This window comes from Streptomyces sp. NPDC001002 (assembly GCF_053599215.1).
Genome location: NZ_JBSFLV010000028.1, coordinates 36,062 through 52,671 on the forward strand (window position 1 = coordinate 36,062; position 16,610 = coordinate 52,671).

At 70.4% G+C, this 16,610-nt stretch carries 15 protein-coding genes; 2 read left to right on the forward strand and 13 right to left on the reverse strand.

What is annotated here, in order from left to right:
* Positions 1–230 precede the first annotated feature (230 nt).
* The 4 genes from ACWDR3_RS15505 to ACWDR3_RS15520 form a co-directional block, all read right to left on the reverse strand.
* Positions 231–2,639 carry a HelD family protein gene (locus ACWDR3_RS15505; RefSeq protein WP_450352995.1) on the reverse strand — a complete coding sequence of 803 codons (2,409 nt, stop codon included), beginning with the start codon at positions 2,637–2,639 and terminating at the stop codon, positions 231–233.
* 69 nt (positions 2,640–2,708) lie between these two features.
* A complete protein-coding gene (locus tag ACWDR3_RS15510) occupies positions 2,709–3,521 on the reverse strand; it encodes an anti-sigma factor family protein (protein WP_450352996.1) in 813 nt (270 codons plus the stop codon).
* A complete protein-coding gene (locus ACWDR3_RS15515; protein WP_010039908.1) occupies positions 3,521–4,042 on the reverse strand; it encodes a sigma-70 family RNA polymerase sigma factor in 522 nt (173 codons plus the stop codon). The genes ACWDR3_RS15510 and ACWDR3_RS15515 overlap by 1 nt, the downstream gene beginning before the upstream one ends.
* A 329-nt stretch (positions 4,043–4,371) precedes the next feature.
* Positions 4,372–4,968 (reverse strand): CGNR zinc finger domain-containing protein, encoded by a 597-nt coding sequence (locus tag ACWDR3_RS15520; protein ID WP_450352997.1) that lies wholly within the window; start codon positions 4,966–4,968, stop codon positions 4,372–4,374.
* Positions 4,969–5,143: 175 nt separating this feature from the next.
* On the opposite strand from ACWDR3_RS15520, the gene ACWDR3_RS15525 reads away from it, so the two are divergent.
* Positions 5,144–5,671 (forward strand): anthrone oxygenase family protein, encoded by a 528-nt coding sequence (locus ACWDR3_RS15525; RefSeq protein ID WP_450352998.1) that lies wholly within the window; start codon positions 5,144–5,146, stop codon positions 5,669–5,671.
* On the opposite strand, the gene ACWDR3_RS15530 is transcribed toward ACWDR3_RS15525, so the two are convergent.
* Both ACWDR3_RS15530 and ACWDR3_RS15535 read right to left on the reverse strand, forming a co-directional pair.
* Positions 5,620–6,786 (reverse strand): uroporphyrinogen-III synthase, encoded by a 1,167-nt coding sequence (locus ACWDR3_RS15530; RefSeq protein WP_450352999.1) that lies wholly within the window; start codon positions 6,784–6,786, stop codon positions 5,620–5,622. The genes ACWDR3_RS15525 and ACWDR3_RS15530 overlap by 52 nt on opposite strands.
* A gap of 109 nt (positions 6,787–6,895) precedes the next feature.
* Positions 6,896–8,248, reverse strand: a complete 1,353-nt coding sequence (locus ACWDR3_RS15535; RefSeq protein WP_450353000.1) for a nitrate/nitrite transporter — start codon at positions 8,246–8,248, stop codon at positions 6,896–6,898.
* 207 nt (positions 8,249–8,455) lie between these two features.
* Here ACWDR3_RS15535 and ACWDR3_RS15540 point away from each other — a divergent pair, with 207 nt between their 5' ends.
* A complete protein-coding gene (locus tag ACWDR3_RS15540) occupies positions 8,456–8,983 on the forward strand; it encodes a hypothetical protein (protein ID WP_450353001.1) in 528 nt (175 codons plus the stop codon).
* Here ACWDR3_RS15540 and ACWDR3_RS15545 read toward each other — a convergent pair.
* From ACWDR3_RS15545 to ACWDR3_RS15575, 7 genes are all read right to left on the reverse strand, one after another.
* Positions 8,966–9,604, reverse strand: a complete 639-nt coding sequence (locus tag ACWDR3_RS15545) for a hypothetical protein (protein ID WP_450353002.1) — start codon at positions 9,602–9,604, stop codon at positions 8,966–8,968. The genes ACWDR3_RS15540 and ACWDR3_RS15545 overlap by 18 nt on opposite strands.
* Positions 9,605–9,612: 8 nt before the next feature.
* Positions 9,613–11,004 carry a putative T7SS-secreted protein gene (locus tag ACWDR3_RS15550; RefSeq protein WP_450353003.1) on the reverse strand — a complete coding sequence of 464 codons (1,392 nt, stop codon included), beginning with the start codon at positions 11,002–11,004 and terminating at the stop codon, positions 9,613–9,615.
* On the reverse strand, positions 11,001–11,312 hold the full coding sequence (locus ACWDR3_RS15555) for a hypothetical protein (protein ID WP_450353004.1): 312 nt from the start codon (positions 11,310–11,312) through the stop codon (positions 11,001–11,003). Before ACWDR3_RS15555 ends, ACWDR3_RS15550 begins: the two co-directional genes overlap by 4 nt.
* Positions 11,309–11,965: a hypothetical protein gene (locus tag ACWDR3_RS15560; RefSeq protein ID WP_450353005.1), complete on the reverse strand. Its 657-nt coding sequence runs from the start codon at positions 11,963–11,965 to the stop codon at positions 11,309–11,311. Before ACWDR3_RS15560 ends, ACWDR3_RS15555 begins: the two co-directional genes overlap by 4 nt.
* An 87-nt stretch (positions 11,966–12,052) precedes the next feature.
* Entirely contained in the window at positions 12,053–13,372 is a 1,320-nt protein-coding gene (locus ACWDR3_RS15565; RefSeq protein ID WP_450353006.1) for an acyltransferase family protein, read from the reverse strand.
* Positions 13,369–15,561, reverse strand: coding sequence for a glycosyltransferase (locus ACWDR3_RS15570; RefSeq protein WP_450353007.1), 2,193 nt, complete (start codon positions 15,559–15,561; stop codon positions 13,369–13,371). The genes ACWDR3_RS15565 and ACWDR3_RS15570 overlap by 4 nt, the downstream gene beginning before the upstream one ends.
* Positions 15,561–16,271 (reverse strand): hypothetical protein, encoded by a 711-nt coding sequence (locus ACWDR3_RS15575; protein ID WP_450353008.1) that lies wholly within the window; start codon positions 16,269–16,271, stop codon positions 15,561–15,563. Before ACWDR3_RS15575 ends, ACWDR3_RS15570 begins: the two co-directional genes overlap by 1 nt.
* Positions 16,272–16,610 lie beyond the last annotated feature (339 nt).

The following is a 16,610-nucleotide window of genomic DNA, read 5'->3' on the forward strand; positions in this document are numbered from 1 at the left end:
CGCACCTACCGATGAGTAGGCGTTAGTCGGACCGGATTGCGAACCTTGAGTTCACGGGAGTGTTCACAGGAGAGGGAAGTAAGTGACACCGACCCGCCATGCTCGCCTCGCGGCAAGTGGTCGCTCGTAGCGACGAAGGTTGGGCCCGGGGGCTTGGATCGGGCCGGTGTCACGTCCAGGCTAACAAACAGATCCCGTAAGACCATTCCCGTACGGGGAGTTCACAGGAATCAGTCCCTCAGCAGATCGGGCACGCCGGACGCGTCCGGCTCGTCCCGGTCGGCGGAGACGACCGTCAGCTGCTGGGTGGCGCGAGTGAGCGCGACGTACAGCACCCGCAGTCCGGCCGGTGACTCGTCCGCGATCTCGGCCGGGGAGACGACGACCGTCGCGTCGTACTCCAGGCCCTTGGCCTCCAGGCTGCCCAGGGCCACCACCCGGTCGCCCAGCCCGGCGAGCCAGCGCGCCGCCTCCTCGCGGCGGTTCATCGCGACGACGACGCCGACCGTGCCGTCGACGAGCCCGAGCAGCCGGTCGGCCTCGGCCCGGACGGTCTGCGCCAGGGATTCCCGTACGACGGTGAAGCGGGGCTGTACGCCGGTGGAGCGCACCGCCCGCGGTGACTCGGAGCCGGGCATGGCCAGCGCCAGCACCTTCGCGGCGAGGTCGGCGATCTCGGAGGGGTTGCGGTAGTTGACGGTGAGCTGGAAGCGGCGGCGCGGGCGGGTGCCGAGAGCTTCGTCACGGGCCTCGGCCGCCTCGTCCACGTCGGACCAGGAGGACTGCGCCGGGTCGCCGACGACCGTCCAGGTGGCGTGCCGACCGCGGCGGCCGACCATGCGCCACTGCATCGGGGTGACGTCCTGGGCCTCGTCGACGATGACGTGCGCGTACTCGGTGCGCTCCTGGGCGAGCCGCTCGGCCCGCTCCCACTGCGTCTCCTCGCGGGTCGGCATCAGCTCCTCCAGGCCCGTCAGCTGGTCCAGCGGGTCCAGTTCGCGCCGCTTCCGGGGGCGGGTCGGGACGCCGAGGATCGCCTGGAGCTCGTCGAGCATGGCGATGTCGTGCACGGAGTACCCGTCCCGGCGCAGCGAGCGGGCCACCCGGCGGATCTCGCCGGGGTTGAGGATCCGCCGGGCCCAGCGGCCCAGGCGCCGCTCGTCGGCCATGGCGTCCAGCACGGCTCTGGGGGTCAGCTCGGGCCACCAGGCGTCCAGGAACGCCGTGAACGCGTCCTCGGCGGTGATGTCCTCGTCGAAGGAGGAGCGCAGTTCGGCGGCGAGTTCCGGGTCGGTGTGCCGGGTGCCGGCGCCGGACCGGTCCCACAGGGCGTCCAGGAGGAGCTTGCGGGCGCGCGGGCGCAGCAGGTTGACGGGGGCGGTGCCGCTGAGCGCGTTCTGGCGGATACGTTCCAGCGTGTCCGCCTCCAGCTCCAGGCGGCGCCCGAAGGCGACCACGCGCAGCCGGGAGGTCGAGACGGGTCCGCGCGGGTCGGTCTCGGCGGAGTCGCCGCCGGGTCCGTCACCGAAGTCGTCGCCGAAGGAGAGCTGACCTGCCGCGGGCCGGGCGGAGCCGCCGGTACCCGGGCGGCCCTGCTCCAGCGCCCCGCGGGCGGCCTTCCGCAGCACCTTGAGCATGCGGTAGGAGCCCTTGGCGCGGGCCACGGCCGGGGCGTCGTACAGGGTGGCCTCGGCGCCGTCGACCAGCGAGCCGATCGCCCGGATCGCGACCTGGCCCTCCTCGCCGAGGGAGGGCAGGACGCCCTCGGTGTAGGCGACCAGCAGCGGGGTGGGCGAGACGATGAGGATGCCGCCCGCGTACCGGCGCCGGTCCTGGTAGAGCAGGTAGGCGGCGCGGTGCAGCGCCACCGCCGTCTTGCCGGTCCCCGGGCCGCCCTCGACATACGTCACGGAGGCGGCGGGGGCGCGGATGACCAGGTCCTGCTCGGCCTGGATGGAGGCGACGATGTCCCGCATGGTGTGCCCGCGGGCCTGGCCGAGGGCGGCCATGAGGGCGCCGTCGCCGATGACGGGCAACTGCTGCCCGTCCAGCAGGGCGGTCAGCTCGGGGCGCATGAGGTCGTCCTCGACGCCGAGCACCTTGCGCCCCTTGGAGCGGATCACCCGGCGCCGTACGACCCGTCCCGGGTCCACCGGGGTGGAGCGGTAGAACGGCGCCGCCGCGGGCGCCCGCCAGTCGATGACCAGCGGGGCGTACTCGGAGTCCAGGACGCCGATGCGCCCGATGTGCAGGGTCTCCGCGATGTCGGCGGTGTTGTCGTCCCGTACGGCGCCTTCGGCGGGTTCCACGGCGGTGTAGGCGCCGTCGGGACCCTTCTTGCCGTCCTTGCCGAGGAGCAGGTCGATCCGGCCGAAGAGGAAGTCCTCGAACTCGTTGTTGAGCCTGTTGAGGTGGATGCCGGCCCGGAAGACCTGGGCGTCCCGCTCGGCGAGCGCGCCGGGCGTGCCGACCTGGCCACGCTTGGCCGCGTCGTTCATCAGGAACTCGGCCTCGTGGATCTTCTCCTCAAGGCGCTGGTACACCCGGTCGAGATGTTTCTGTTCGACGCTGATCTCTCGATCGCGGACCGAATCCGCTGCGGCGTCGACCGCGGTTTCCTGCTGAGCCTGTGCGGCCACCGGGCCCCCTTCTGACGTGCTGGGCAGCCGTCAACCGTACGCGAAGGGGGCCGGTGGAAGCTACGTTCACTACGCGTCTACTGCCACGAGCTTCTTGCCGTCGAAGGTCATGACCTCGAAATGATCGATCTCGTTGGGCTGGAAAGCGGCCCCGCCCTGGGCGTAGAGGGGTGCCTTGGCCTGCTCGGTCTTGGCGTTCGGGATGCCGTAGCCCCACTTCGGGACCGACCAGGTGGACATCGTCTCGCGCTCGCCGTTCTTGCCGACGGCGATGAGCGAGCACTTCAACGGGCCCTTGACGTTACTCAGTTCGACGACACCCCAGGTGCCCCAGTCCTTCTTCTGCATCGCGACGGTCGCCTTGACCTTGGTGGAGGAGTCGGTCGCGGAGACCTTGTCGGAGAGGGTGGTGAAGGCCGCCTTGGCGCCGGCCTCGTCCGACGTACCGCCCGAGTCGCCGCCGTTCACCGCGATCGCCGCCAGCGGACCGGCGATGATCAGTGCCGCCGCCGCCGCCACCATGTAGAAGCTGCGCCGCCGCTTGAGGGCACGGCGCTCGCCGATGTCGTCGACGAGCTTCTCCACGAGCCGAGGGCTCGGCTTGGCGGAGAGGGACTCGCCGATGGCGGGGGTGCCGGTGCCGGGCAGGTCCGCGAGAGCGGCCAGCATCGGCTCCATCCCGGCCAGCTCGTCGAGCTGCTGGGCGCACCATTCGCAGGTGGCGAGGTGAATTTCGAAGGCTGTCGCCTCGGCGTCGTCAAGGATTCCGAGGGCGTAGGCACCGACGGTTTCATGTTCGTTCGGGCCCGGAGATCCCATCATGGAGCCAGACATACCCGAACCACCTGTGCCGAATCCCTGGTTTCCCCCGTAAACACTCATCACGCCGTCACCCCCCGCTCCTCCAGTGCCAGCTTCATCGAACGCAACGCGTAGAACACCCGCGAGCGCACGGTGCCACTGGGAATGCCGAGCGTCTCAGCCGCCTCATTGACGGTACGCCCCTTGAAGTACGTCTCGACGAGCACCTCCCGGTGGGCCGGGGTCAGGTCGTCGAGCGCGTCAGACAGCGTCATCAGCCACAGCGCCTTGTCGATCTCGTCCTCCGCGGGGATGACCTCCAGCGGCGACGGATCGACCTCCTGCGGCCGGGCCTGCCGGCTGCGGTGGCCGTCGATGACGATGCGGCGAGCGACCGTCACCAGCCAGGGGCGTACCGATCCGGTCGCTCGATTGAGCTGACCGGCGTTCTTCCAGGCACGGATGAGTGTCTCCTGCACGACGTCCTCTGCTCGCTGCCGATCTCCGGCGACCAGCCTGAGTACGTACGCAAGGAGAGGTCCGGCATGCTCTCTATAGAGGGCACGCATCAGCTCCTCATCAGGTTCCGAGGGCTGGGACATGCGATGTCGGGCCCTCGATCCACGTTCATTGGCCACGACGGAATCCTTGCGCACGCCCACCTCCGGTGTCCGGGGGATCCCCCAGTCGGTCGCTCCTCCACACGTACGGATGTGGTCCCCGTCATGTTCAACAGGGGGCGACAGTTTTCTCCTGGGTGTCATGACGAGGGGGACATGGGTGCACATTCCTACCGCGCGATCTTTACATTTCCACCACATCGCCTCTCTGAGGTCAGATGCCAAAGGCATATTCGGACCAAACACAGTGTTGTCGAAATCACTTCGACAACATGACCGCGCTCCCCCCACAGAAGCCACTTACCGGACACCTAGGCTCGGGCGAGTGCCGCCCGCCGACGGTGCCGGGCGACTCTTTCCCGGTTTCCGCAGACCTCACTGGAGCACCAGCGCCTTCTGCGGCCCCGGGACGAATCGACATAAAAGATCGGACAGTTGTCGCCCTCGCACTGCCGCAGTCCGGCCCGCGCGACCGGGTCCGTGAGCAGCTCCACGGCGTCCCGCGCGATCGCCCCGAGCAGCGCCGCGCACTCGGGCGGCCCGTCCAACTCCCGCACCAGCGCCCCGTCCTCACCGCGCACGGCCCGTGGGGCCGGAGGTGCGACCCGGGCGATCTCGTTCACCCGGGCGAGCGCGATGTCGTACGTCGGCCTGGGCGGGGCGGCCACCGCTCCGCTCACCAACTGTCCGATCTGTCCGCGCAGTTCACGGAAGTCGACCAGCCAGGAGGGGCCGGCGTGGGTCAGCGGGACGCCCGGCGGGACCAGGCCCGCGCCGGTGATCCACGCACACAGAACCTCCACGGAGTCGAACCGTTCCTCGGGGTGAGAGGTCGCGAGCAGGTCGAGACAGACCCGCCCGGCGTCGTACCGGAGTTCGTACGCGACCGTGGCCGTACCCAGTGCCATGTGCCTGTCACCGCCTGGCTCGGGAAGCTGAGGGCAGAGGAACCGTTCCCTCATACAGTGCCTTCCCGCTCTCGCGGCCGGAACCCCTCATACCCACGGGACCCGTGGACGGCCGCTTATGCGGGTGCGCGTCTCGGCGATGTCCCGGGCCTCGCGGCGCCCGTTGACTGGAGCCATGACACAGCACAGGACTGCTTCTGGACTCGTACTGGGCGCGGCCACGGTCGCCATGGGCCTGATCGCCGGGCTCTTCTACACCTTCGCCTGCGCGATCATGCCGGCGCTGGCCCGCAGCGACGACAAGGTCTTCGTCGACGTCATGCGGGACATCAACGACGTGATCCAGAACCCGGTGTTCTTCCTCAGCTTCATGGGCGCGTTGGCGCTGTCCGCTGTTTCGGCGTGGCAGTTGCGCGGGACGCCCTACCGGTGGTGGGTATGGGCGGGCTTCCTGGCCTACGCCCTGGTCTTCCTCATCACCATCGTCATCAACATCCCGCTCAACAACGACCTCGCGGACATGACGGATCCGGCGGCGGCCCGGGAGCACTTCGAGGACCCGTGGGTGGCGTGGAACGTCGTGCGGGCGGTGGGGTCGACGGTGGCGATGGGGTTGTTGGCGAGGGGGTTGGTACTGTTCGGCCGAGTTGGTCAGACGTCCGCGTACTTGGCGTCCGCCGCCGGATCCAACGCCAACCGGTAACCCCTCTTGACCACCGTCTGGATCAGCTTCGGCGCACCAAGTGCCGTTCGCAGGCGAGCCATTGCCGTCTCCACCGCATGCTCGTCCCGCCCGGCGCCCGGCAACGCTCGTAGCAACTCGGAACGGGCCACCACCCAGCCCGGGCGCCGGGACAAGGCGCGCAACAACGACATACCCGCGGGCGGTACGGGACGCAGCGCGCCGTCGACGAGGACCGCGTGGCCGCGGATCTCCACCCGGTGACCGGCGATCGGCAACGACCGTGCGCGGGCCGGGAGTTCCTGGCACAGGACCTGCACGAGGGGCCCGAGGCGGAAGCGCTCCGGCGAGACCGTGGTGACACCGTGCGCCTGGAGGGGCAGCGCGGTGACCGGGCCGACGCAGGCCGGCAGGACGTCGTGGTGGAGGGCGGCGAGGAGTTCGGGCAGCAGCCCGCGTTTCTCGGCCCGGTTCAGCAGGGAGGCCGCGGCGGGCGCGCTGGTGAAGGTCAGCGCGTCCACGCCCCGCGAGACGGTGGCGTCGAGGAGCCGGTCCACCGGCCCGATGTCCTCCGGCGGCATCCACCGGTACACCGGCACGCCCACCACCTCGGCACCCGCGGCCCGCAACGCCTCGACGAACCCGGGCAGCGGCTCACCGTGCAGCTGTACGGCGATACGGCGCCCGTCGACCCCCTCCTCCAGCAGCCGGTCGAGGACCTCGGCCATCGACTCGCTGGACGGCGACCACTCCTCGGTCAGCCCGGCGGCCCGGATCGCGCCCTTGACCTTGGGCCCCCGGGCGAGCAGCTCCACCCCGCGCAGCCGGTCCAGGAGCGCCTCCCCGAACCCCCACCCGTCGGCCGCCTCGACCCAGCCGCGGAAGCCGATGGCCGTGGTCGCCACCACGACGTCCGGCGCCCGGTCGACCAGGCCCTTCGTCGCGGCCAGCAACTCGCTGTCGTCGGCGACCGGCACGATCCGCAGCGCGGGCGCGTGCAGCACGGCGGCGCCACGCCGCTGGAGCAGCGCACCCAGCTCGTCGGCGCGACGCGCGGCCGTCACCCCCACGGTGAACCCGGCGAGGGGTCCGTGCGGGGAGTGATCCGGCGGCTGCTGTTGCTGCTGCTCGTACATGGAACTCCTAGGGCCGGTCTTTCGGCTCAGTTCGGCTGGCCCGCGTGACGACCGAGCCTGTCAACCGCTCGTGACAGGCTCGGTTCGGCTTCATGTCGCCGGTGTTACGTCACACCTCGGCATAGCTGAGCTGGGGCTTCGACTCTGCGGCAGTCGTGGCACGGGCCGCGGAGGCCGGGCGGCGAAGGTATACGGCCCACGTCACCGCGAAGCAGGCGGCGTAGAAGGCGAGGAAGACCACGAAGGCGCCGGTGCCGGAGCCGGAGCTGAGGAAGGACTGGCGGAAGGCGAGGTTGATGCCGACCCCGCCGAGCGCGCCCACCGCGCCGATGAGCCCCATGGAGGCCCCGGAGAGCCGGCGCCCGTAGGCGGCCGCCGCCTCCCCCTCAAGCCCCTTGGCGAGGGCCTTGTTCTGGAAGATGCCGGGAATCATCTTGTACGTCGACCCGTTGCCGAGCCCGCTGAGCACGAACAGGACGATGAACACGGTCACGAACAGCGGCAGCGACTTCTGCATGCTGGCGACGACCAGGACGGCGGTCGCGGCGGCCATGCCGACGTAGTTGTAGAGGGTGATCTTCGCGCCGCCGTACTTGTCGGCGAGCCAGCCGCCCAGCGGGCGGATCAGGGAGCCGAGCAGCGGGCCGATGAACGTGAGGTACGCGGCCTGCAGCGGGGTCCGTCCGAACTGGACCTGGAGCACCTGCCCGAAGGCGAAGGCGTAGCCGATGAACGACCCGAACGTGCCGATGTAGAGGAACGCCATGATCCAGGTGTGCGCGTCCCGCGCCGCGTCCTTGGCGGCCCCGGTGTCGTTCTTCACGTTCTCCAGGTTGTCCATGAAGAGCGCGGCCAGCGTGGCGGCGATGACGATGAGCGGGATGTAGATCCCGAGCAGCACGCGCGGACCGCCGCTCGCGCCGATGACGGCGAGGGCCACGAGCTGGATGACGGGTACGCCGATGTTTCCGCCGCCCGCGTTGAGGCCGAGCGCCCAGCCCTTCTTCCGCAGCGGGAAGAAGGCGTTGATGTTGGTCATGGAGGAGGCGAAGTTGCCGCCACCGACGCCGGCGAGGAGGCCGACCCACAGGAAGGTCGAGAAGGACGTGCCCGGTTCCATCACCACGAACGCGGCGATCGTCGGGATCAGGAGCAGGGCCGCCGAGACGATCGTCCAGTTGCGGCCGCCGAAGATCGCGACCGCGAAGGTGTAGGGCACGCGGGCGACCGCGCCGACCAGGGTGACCACCGAGGTCAGCAGGAACTTGTCGGCCGGGGTGAGCCCGTACTCCGGGCCCATGAAGAGCACCAGCACGGACCACAGGGTCCAGATCGAGAAGCCGATGTGCTCGGACAGGACGGAGAAGACGAGATTGCGCCGGGCGATCTTCTCCCCCTTCTCGCGCCAGAAGGTCTCGTCCTCCGGATCCCAGTGCTCGATCCACTTACCAGCGGCTGTCATGACGCCTCCACGGGGGCATTCCTGGGCTCGGGCATGCCCCGAAGGTAGGGAGAGCGCGTTTCCGAGCTGTGCCACCGGGTGACCGGAAGGGAACGTTGCTCTCACCTGGCGCGGGGAGGGGGTGAGAGGTCTCGGGGTGAGAGGGCGCTGGCGTGCGAAGTGGTGACGGCTATCCTCTAGCCGACCCCCACACGAGCAGGAGAGCCCATGTCCGCCGAGCCGAGCTCCGCACGCGCGAACGCGCGGCGTCTTCAGCGCTCCCCGCGGTCCCGGCAGTCCCTCGGCGGGAACATCGCCTTCGGCGCGGGGCTGATCGTCGTGCTGACGGCCATGGTCCTCGGAGCCTTCGCGGCGGTGGCGCTGCTGAGCAAGGCCGCCGATGCCGCCCCTCTCTCGACAGTGATCCCCGACGACGGGCGCGCCGCTCTGGTGGTCGGCGGCATCGCGAGCGGCGGGATCACGGGACTGGTCCTACCCGTCATCCTGCTCACCCTGGTGCGGGGAACCGAGGACTCGCCACGGATCGGGCCCGGAACAGCGCTCCTCAAGGTGCTCGCCGTACTGGCCTTCGACGTCTACGTGCTCGTCCTCGCGGTGATCCTGGCCCAGCTCGGCCGGGTCCTCCCGGAGACCGTCACGGCCACCGTCGCGGTGTTCGCGATCGGCTTCAGCTGGATGCCCCTCGCCATGATCCCCAGGGAACGGCTCGGGCTGGCCTCACGCCAGAGTGACTGACCGCGCCAACTCGTCCGCCACCTTCTCCAGTTCCTCGCCGAAGCCGAGCGTCGACCACAGCAGCCGGCACTCCAGCGCGGTGGGATACCGGCTCGGCAGCACGTAGTGGGCGACCCCTTCCGTGATGCCGCCGGTGTCGGACTCGGGATCCGTGGGTTCCAGTCGGTGCACCCGCAACGCCGGTCCTAGCGGGAGGTCGACCTCCGTGAGGTCCTGGGAGCCGAAGAACGGCCCCTCCGCGAGCGCCACTTCGGCGCGCAGCGCGGCAACGCTCAAGTATTCCGTCGGAATCTTCAGCTCACGCACGGTGCAGCTCGCCATGACCGCGCCGTCGGCCGGCGCCAACAGGGCCGCGCACAGAGCACCTTGGCGGCGCGCCGCGCCCCAGTACCAGAGCAGGTCGGTCGCGAAGGCCTCGATCCACTCCGGGCGGGCCCCGGTGTCGAGGTGCCCCGCGGCGAGGTCGCGGGCCCAGGTCTCGGGGTCCTCGGTGGCCAGGTCCAGGACCAGCCAGTTCTGCAGGGCGGGCAGCGCGACCTGGCACTCGGTCCAGTCCGCGGTGGGCTCTCCCGTGCCTTCCGCGACTTCATCCGTGCCGTCCATCCCGTCCGTGGCTTTCATCGCGCCGCTCACTTCCCGGCCAGGGACGCGTCGGGCCCGGTGACCGACGGCGCGTCGTCGCCGCCGAAGAGCCCGGCGAACTGGTAGCTGTCGGCCGTCGCGCCCACCCCGGTGCCGCCCAGGGCGAGGGAGTTGTAGTTCATGGCCTGCTTGAAGGCGTCCGGCGTACCGATGAAGTTCAGGTCGGTCGGGTCGATGTTCTTGATGCGGGCCAGTTCGTCGACCATGCCGGGACCGGCGTACATGCTGGCCAGGCCGCGCGGCCCGGCCGCGGAGTAGGCATCGCGGGCCGCGGAGAGGTTGTCGCCGAACTTGAAGGCCTGGCGCCAGTTGCCGCGGACGGCGCCCAGGTCCTCCGCGAAGGAGCGCGGCAGTCCTCGGAAGGCGGCCGAGAGGGAGACCTCGGGCAGGGCCGCGCGGGCGGTGGCGCCGGCTCGCGGGCCGACCATCGACTCGACCAGCAGCCGGCGCGCGGCGGAGGACATCGCCGGGTTCCAGCCGCGGACGTACTCCGTCGCGGCCGTCCAGACCCGGCTGCGGCCGACCACGGCGGCAGCCTTGCCGCCCGCGGAGAAGACGCGCCCGACGCCGAAGGTCGCGAGGCTGAGCACGTCCATCGCGACATCGCCCCAGGAACCGTCTCCGTTGATGGCGAGCAGGACGTGACAGACCAGTGAGACGCAGGTCGCGACCAAGGCGATGGTGCCGAGCACCCCGGCCAGGGCCTGGCCAATCACCGGGATCCAGCCGACCAGCAGCGAGAGCACCCCGCAGACCGCGGCGACGGCTCCCGCGATGTCGGCGACGAGGTTGAGGGTGTCGCGCAGGTCGTCCAGCCACGAGTCGTTCAGGCCGTCGTGCTCGGTGGTGTCGTGAATGGCGCGGGCCGCCTTGTCGCCCGCGTCCTTGTGCCGGGTCTTCAGCGGGGAGAGCTGATCGCGCAGCCCGTCCAGCCCCTTCTGGAGGTCGGTCACCGACTTGTCGAGCGTCTTCTGCCCACCCGCGTCGGTGCCCTTGGGCGGGTGGTCGGCCTTGGACTTGGCCGTCGTCAGGTCACCGCTCTTCGTCTCGGCCTGGTGCAGGAGCTTGTCGGCCTCGGTCTGCACCGATTCGAGCTCGGTGTAGTACGTCTTCAGGGCGGAGGAGGCGTCGGCGTAGCGGTCGTGCGCCTTGCTGACCGTCTTGGCCGTGTCGGTCGCCTTCTCGGCGAAGGCGCGGCCCGCCTTGGAGTCCCAGCTCTCCAGGTTCCCGAGCCGGCGCAGCGCCTCGGCGGTGTCGGAGATGGTCTTCGCGGTGAGTTCGAACCGCCGGGCGAGCGCCGTGAGGTCCGTGACGTCGCCGGGCACCGGGTCGGCGGGCTCCCCCAGCACCTCCCAGCGCTGGTCCGCGGGCCGGGTCACTTCGTCTTCCCCTTGCCCACGAGCGCGTCGTACAGCGCGGTGTCGACTTCCTTGTAGGCCTTGCCGGCCTCGTGGGCGAGGGTGCCCAGGCCCTGGATCTCCTCGATCATCTTCTTGCGGTTGTCGTCCCAGCCGTCCGAGAAGTCCTGCAGCCGCTCGTGCAGTTGCTTGTGCCCGACCGTACGGAGGTCGTAGGCGTCCATGAGTTTGTCGAGCCCGTCGAGCTCGGTCGCCACCGTCCGCAGACCGGTCCCGGCCGTGTGCAGATCGTCCGTGGAGACCTTGAGCTTCCCCTCGTCGCCGCTCACTCCCGCTCCCCCTTCGTCTCCTCGCCCGGGCGCTGCCAGCGCAGGGTTTCGGCCACCGCGTCGAACAGTCCCACCATGGCGTCCGCGATCGGCTCCAACGGCGTGCTGAACGTCAGCATCAGCACCTCGTCGCGGTCCGGCACCGGCACGAAGTACTCGACGACGGTGTCCTCGAACTCGGAGCCCAGCTTCCGTGCCTGCTTGGTGCGCTGCCGCCGCAGCAGCCGGGCGGCCCGCCCCACCTCGGGCAGCGTGACCACGCCGACCTCGCCGGTGCCGGCCAGCGCGGCGACGGCGTCGAGGCTGTCGAACCGCTGGTGCAGACGGGAGACGAGCAGCGAGGCGGAGAGCGGGATGCCGCCGGATTCGAGGAAGGACAGGTACAGCACGATCCCGCCCTGCCCGACGCCCGCCTCGGCGGTCCCGCGCAGCTGCTCCTCCACTTTCCGGCGCAGGATCGGCTGGTCGTCGACCCCGGCGAACTGCCGCTTGATCAGCGCACTCATGGACGCCTCACGGCGCTCCGGCGGTTGCAGCGGAATGCGGTACCAGTCCCCGGGCGTGATCAGCCCGAACACCGGGGCCGCCCGGCCGGATGCTGTCCCGGACGTCTCGTCCGCACCCGGCTCCGCGCCCGTCTCCGTACTCGGCACCTGTCCCACTGTGGTTCTCCTGCCCCCGTCATGCCTCGCGCATCTTAGCGAGCGGCGGCCGGAACCCACCGGTCCCCCATCAATCCGTCACGCCTTCCGACGGCCTCCACCGCGAGAGGGCCCGCCGCCGTGCCCGTCCGGCCACAGTTGCGGACTGCGCTTCGCCGCCACGTCCTCCATCCAGCCGAAGCTGACGATGCAGGTGGCGATGAGCATCCAGACGAGGAGCAGGACCGGCCACGAGCTCTCCAGCAGCCAGGCGTAGTGCTCGCTCAGCACGTCGAAGCCCCACAGGCGGTCCCAGAGGGTCGCGGCGATGAGGATGCAGAGGTTGTGCCAGAGATAGATCGTCACCGCGCGGGAGTTGAGCAGGGTGATCAGTCGGTCGAAGGGGCGCAGCAGCCGTGGCCACTCGGTCCACGAGGGGCTGACGTGCAGAAGCAGCAGCACGGTGGCGAAGGACCACAGGGACTGGGCGAACGGGATGTCGTCCAGGTCGTGTCCGGCCTTGAAACCGTGCGTCAGCGCGTACCAGAGACCGACAGCGGCGACGAACGGCACCAGGGACGGCACGACATAGCCCGGCAGGCGCTTCAGGATGCCTTCCTGGTGGGCCATGCCGAGGATCCAGCACGCTCCGAACGTGCTGAAGTCGGTGACCGCCGAGTCGATCCGCACGCTCGGGATGTGCACCCATCCGAACTCCAGGGCCGCGGCCAGCGCGATGGGCGACAGGATCGTCGACCAGGGCAGGGCCCGCAGCGCCTTGAGGATGAACGGCGACAGGAGTACGTACCAGAGGTAGGCGCGGATGTACCAGAGCGGTCCCGCGAGTTCCGCGGCCCAGTCCTCGCCGATGATGTGGTGGAAGCCGGGCAGGCCGTCGGCGTAGGGCGGGTCGCTCAGCGGGACGATCCAGTAGGTGAGGTGGAGCCACCACCAGCCGGGGTGCCCTTCGGAGTTCGGTCCCCAGCCCTGGAGCACCATGCCGGTGACGCCGATCGCGCCGAGCAGCCACAGCGGCGGCAGCAGACGGCGCATCCGGCTTCGTACGACCTGGGCGGCCGGGCGCTTGAGGGAGCGGGCCATGAGGTTGCCGGCGAGCGCGAACATCACGCCCATCGACGGGAAGACCACCGGGAGCCAGGACCAGCCCATCAGGTGGTAGAAGACCACCCGGAACAGGGCCACCGCGCGCAGGAAGTCGAAGTAGCGGTCCCGGACGGGTCCCCGCTTCGGCGGGGCGTCGGCGGCGGGAGCGGGCGCCTCGGGCGGTGCTGAGGCCGTGTCCGTGAACAGGGTGCCGTTCGTGGCCCGTCCCGGGTGCGCCGGGGACGGCGTCAGGTCCAGCGTGGGACCGCCGGCGCTCGGCGGCCACGGGGACTGCGGGGGCGGGGCGGCGCTCATCGGATGGACTCCCGTTCCTCGTGCGCGACGCGTCGGCGCTGGGTCGGCACACCCCCGGGGGTGGCCACCTGTCCGCTGCGGCGAAGTTTCTGCCAGCGCAGCCGGCCGCCGGTGAGCGCGGTGATCCAGGACTGCAGCAGCACGACGTACATGAGCTGGCGGTAGAGGATCTGCTGCAACGGCATGGAGATGAGCGGTGTGAGGCGCTCGCGGTCCAGCGTGAAGGCGTACGCCGCGCACACCGCCTGGATGGCCAGGACGCCCAGCCAGGCCAGGATCGTCTTCTCGGTCGGGCCGAAGACGACCCCGTAGAGAAGGAAGATGTCGATCAGCGGTGCGAGGAGCGGGGCCAGGACCATGAACAGGGACACCAGCGGCAGGCCCACGCGGCCGAAGCGGCCCGAGGGGCCCTTCTCCACGATCGCGCGGCGGTGCTTCCAGATCGCCTGCATGGTGCCGTAGGACCAGCGGTAGCGCTGGGACCACAGCTGCTGCACCGACTCCGGGGCCTCGGTCCAGGCCCGCGCCTTCTCGGCGTAGACGACCCGCCAGCCGTCGCGGTGCATCGCCATCGTGATGTCGGTGTCCTCGGCGAGCGTGTCGTCGCTCATCCCGCCGACCCGCTCAAGGGCCGAGCGCCGGAACGCGCCGACCGCGCCGGGGATGGTCGGCATGCAGCGCAGCAGGTCGTACATGCGGCGGTCGAGGTTGAAGCCCATCACGTACTCGATGTGCTGCCAGGCGCCGATGAGGGTGTCGCGGTTGCCGACCTTCGCGTTGCCCGCGACCGCGCCGACGCGCGGGTCGCCGAAGGGCTGGACGAGTTCGCGGACGGTGGCCGGTTCGAAGACCGTGTCGCCGTCCATCATCACGATGATGTCGTGACCGGCGTTGGCCAGACCGCGGTTGAGGGCGGCGGGCTTGCCCGCGTTGAGCTGGCGCACCACCCGCACATTGGGCAGCCCCAGCGCCTCGACGATCCGCGCGGTGCCGTCACTTGAGCCGTCGTCGACGACGATCACCTCGACGGGATGCTCGCTCTCCATCAGTGAACGCACGGTGTTCTCGATGCACTTGGCCTCGTTGTACGCCGGCACGAGCACCGTCACCGGTTCGGTGATCGGCGGCCCCCAGCCGAAGTCCCTGCGCCGCACCCGGCGGGCGTGCGCGGCCGACAGCAGCAGCATCAGCGCGAAGCGGCCGATGACCAGGGTGCCGATCACCGAGAGGCCGACCACCATCACCCCGGTGATGCCGTCGGAGGCTCCGACCAGGAAGATCCACGCCTTGCCCTTCCACAGCTCGACGCCGGTGACCGGGGTCGAGGCGCTGGGCGCGTCGAGGGCCTCGGTGAGGTTGTCGAACTCGTACCCCTTCTTCTGCATCTGGGGCAGGAACTGGTCCAGGGCCTGGACCGTCTGGTGCCGGTCGCCGCCGGAGTCGTGCATCAGGACGATGGCGCCCTTGCCGCCCTTGGGGGTGGCGTTGCGGATGATCTGCTCCACGCCGGGCTTGCGCCAGTCCTCGCTGTCGGTGTTGTTGACGACGGTGAGGTAGCCCTTGGTGCCGATGTACTGCGTGACCGGCCAGGACTTGTTGTCCATGGCGTCGGCGAAGGACGAGTACGGCGGCCGGAAGATCGAGCTGCGGATGCCGGCCGCGCCCGCGAGCGCCAGCTGGTTCTGGGAAAGCTCCCAGTCGATTCGTTTCTTCGACTGGTAGGAGAGGTCGGGGTGGTTGAAGGTGTGCAGGCCGACCTCGTGCCCCTCGGCGATCATCCGCCGGACCAGCCCCGGGTAGCGGGAGGTCATGGTGCCGGTGACGAAGAAGACCGCGTGGGCGTGGTGCTTCTTCAGCACGTCCAGGACCTTGGGGGTCCACGTCGGGTCCGGGCCGTCGTCGAAGGTGAGGACCATCCGGTGGTCGGGCACGTTCAGGCTGGTGGCGCGGCCGCTGCGGGTGTCGATGACCGGGCCGCCGTCGAGGATCTTCTGCGGCACCTTGTCGGTGGAGGCCCCGGGCTGGACGCGGTGGTCGGCGAGGATCTCGCTGTGCACGTAGCCGCGCAGCATGAGCATCGCGACGAGCGCGACCAGGAGGAGGGTGGGCAGCAGCAGGCGCATGGGCAGGCGGCGGCGCGGGGAGTCGTCCGGGGGCGCGGCCCCTTGACGGCGGGTGCGGGATGCCATCAGAGGATGTGCTCCGGGGACGGGTTGTGGTTCGCGGGACCGGACGGGTCCACGGCGATCGGGCTGGGCTCGCTGGGACCGTCGGCGACCGGACCGCCGGGGCCGCCGCCCGCCGTGGACGGGCTGGGATCGGGCGAGGTGGTGGCCGGACCGCTGGGGTCGGGCGAGGTGCTGACCGACGGGTCGACCACCGGGTCCGAGGAGACGGGGGTGCTCGGTCCAGTGCCCGGGTCGGTCGTTGTCTTGGTCGCCGTCGGCCCCGGGTCGGCGGAGGTGCCGGGGCGGGTGCCGTTCCCGCTGGGGCCGGTGCCGGTGGCGCTACCGCTGGAACCCGGCGTCGGGACGATGCCGTTGCCGGCGGTCGGGGTCGTGCCGGGTACGACGCCGGTGGTGCCGGAGGGTATGGACGACAGCGTGGGCTGCGGCGAGGTGTCGACCTCGCCGGCCGGCTGGTCGTCCTTCTGACCCGGCACGGGCAGCCAGGGCGCGTCCGAACTGCCGGACAGCAGGGTGACGACGATGACGACGGCGTACACCGCGCAGGCGAGGCCGACGGCTATGCCGAGGCGGCGGAACCGGCGGCTGCGGCGGCCGGACTCGTCGACGAAGACCGGCCCGTCGGACCCGTCCGCGCCGGCGGCCGGCGAGCCGTCGGCCTCTTTCAGACGCTGCCCCTGCTGGAGCGCGACGGCGTCGAGCTGGACGGTCACCTCGTGCGGGTCATGGGCGTGGTCGGCGTCGGCCGAACTCCCCCAGGGATCCCGGAGAGCAGGCGGATTATCAGCCTCCGGATGACCGCTCGTGGCTGAAATCAGGCCTGCCTCACGAGCCTCCGCGGGCGCCTTCGCCGGCTCGGATCCATCGGCCCCGGCGAGGCCCGCGCCCCGCCCTCCGCTTCTCCCTGTCCGGGAGATCACCTCAGGGAGATCCGAGAACGTCGTCTCGGGGAACTCCTGGGTGGTACCTGCTGGTTGAGACCCGACGCGGGACCCTGATGCAGAATCGGGCCACTCCGGTTGGGTGTCTTCTCGCCACTTCTTCACGCGCAC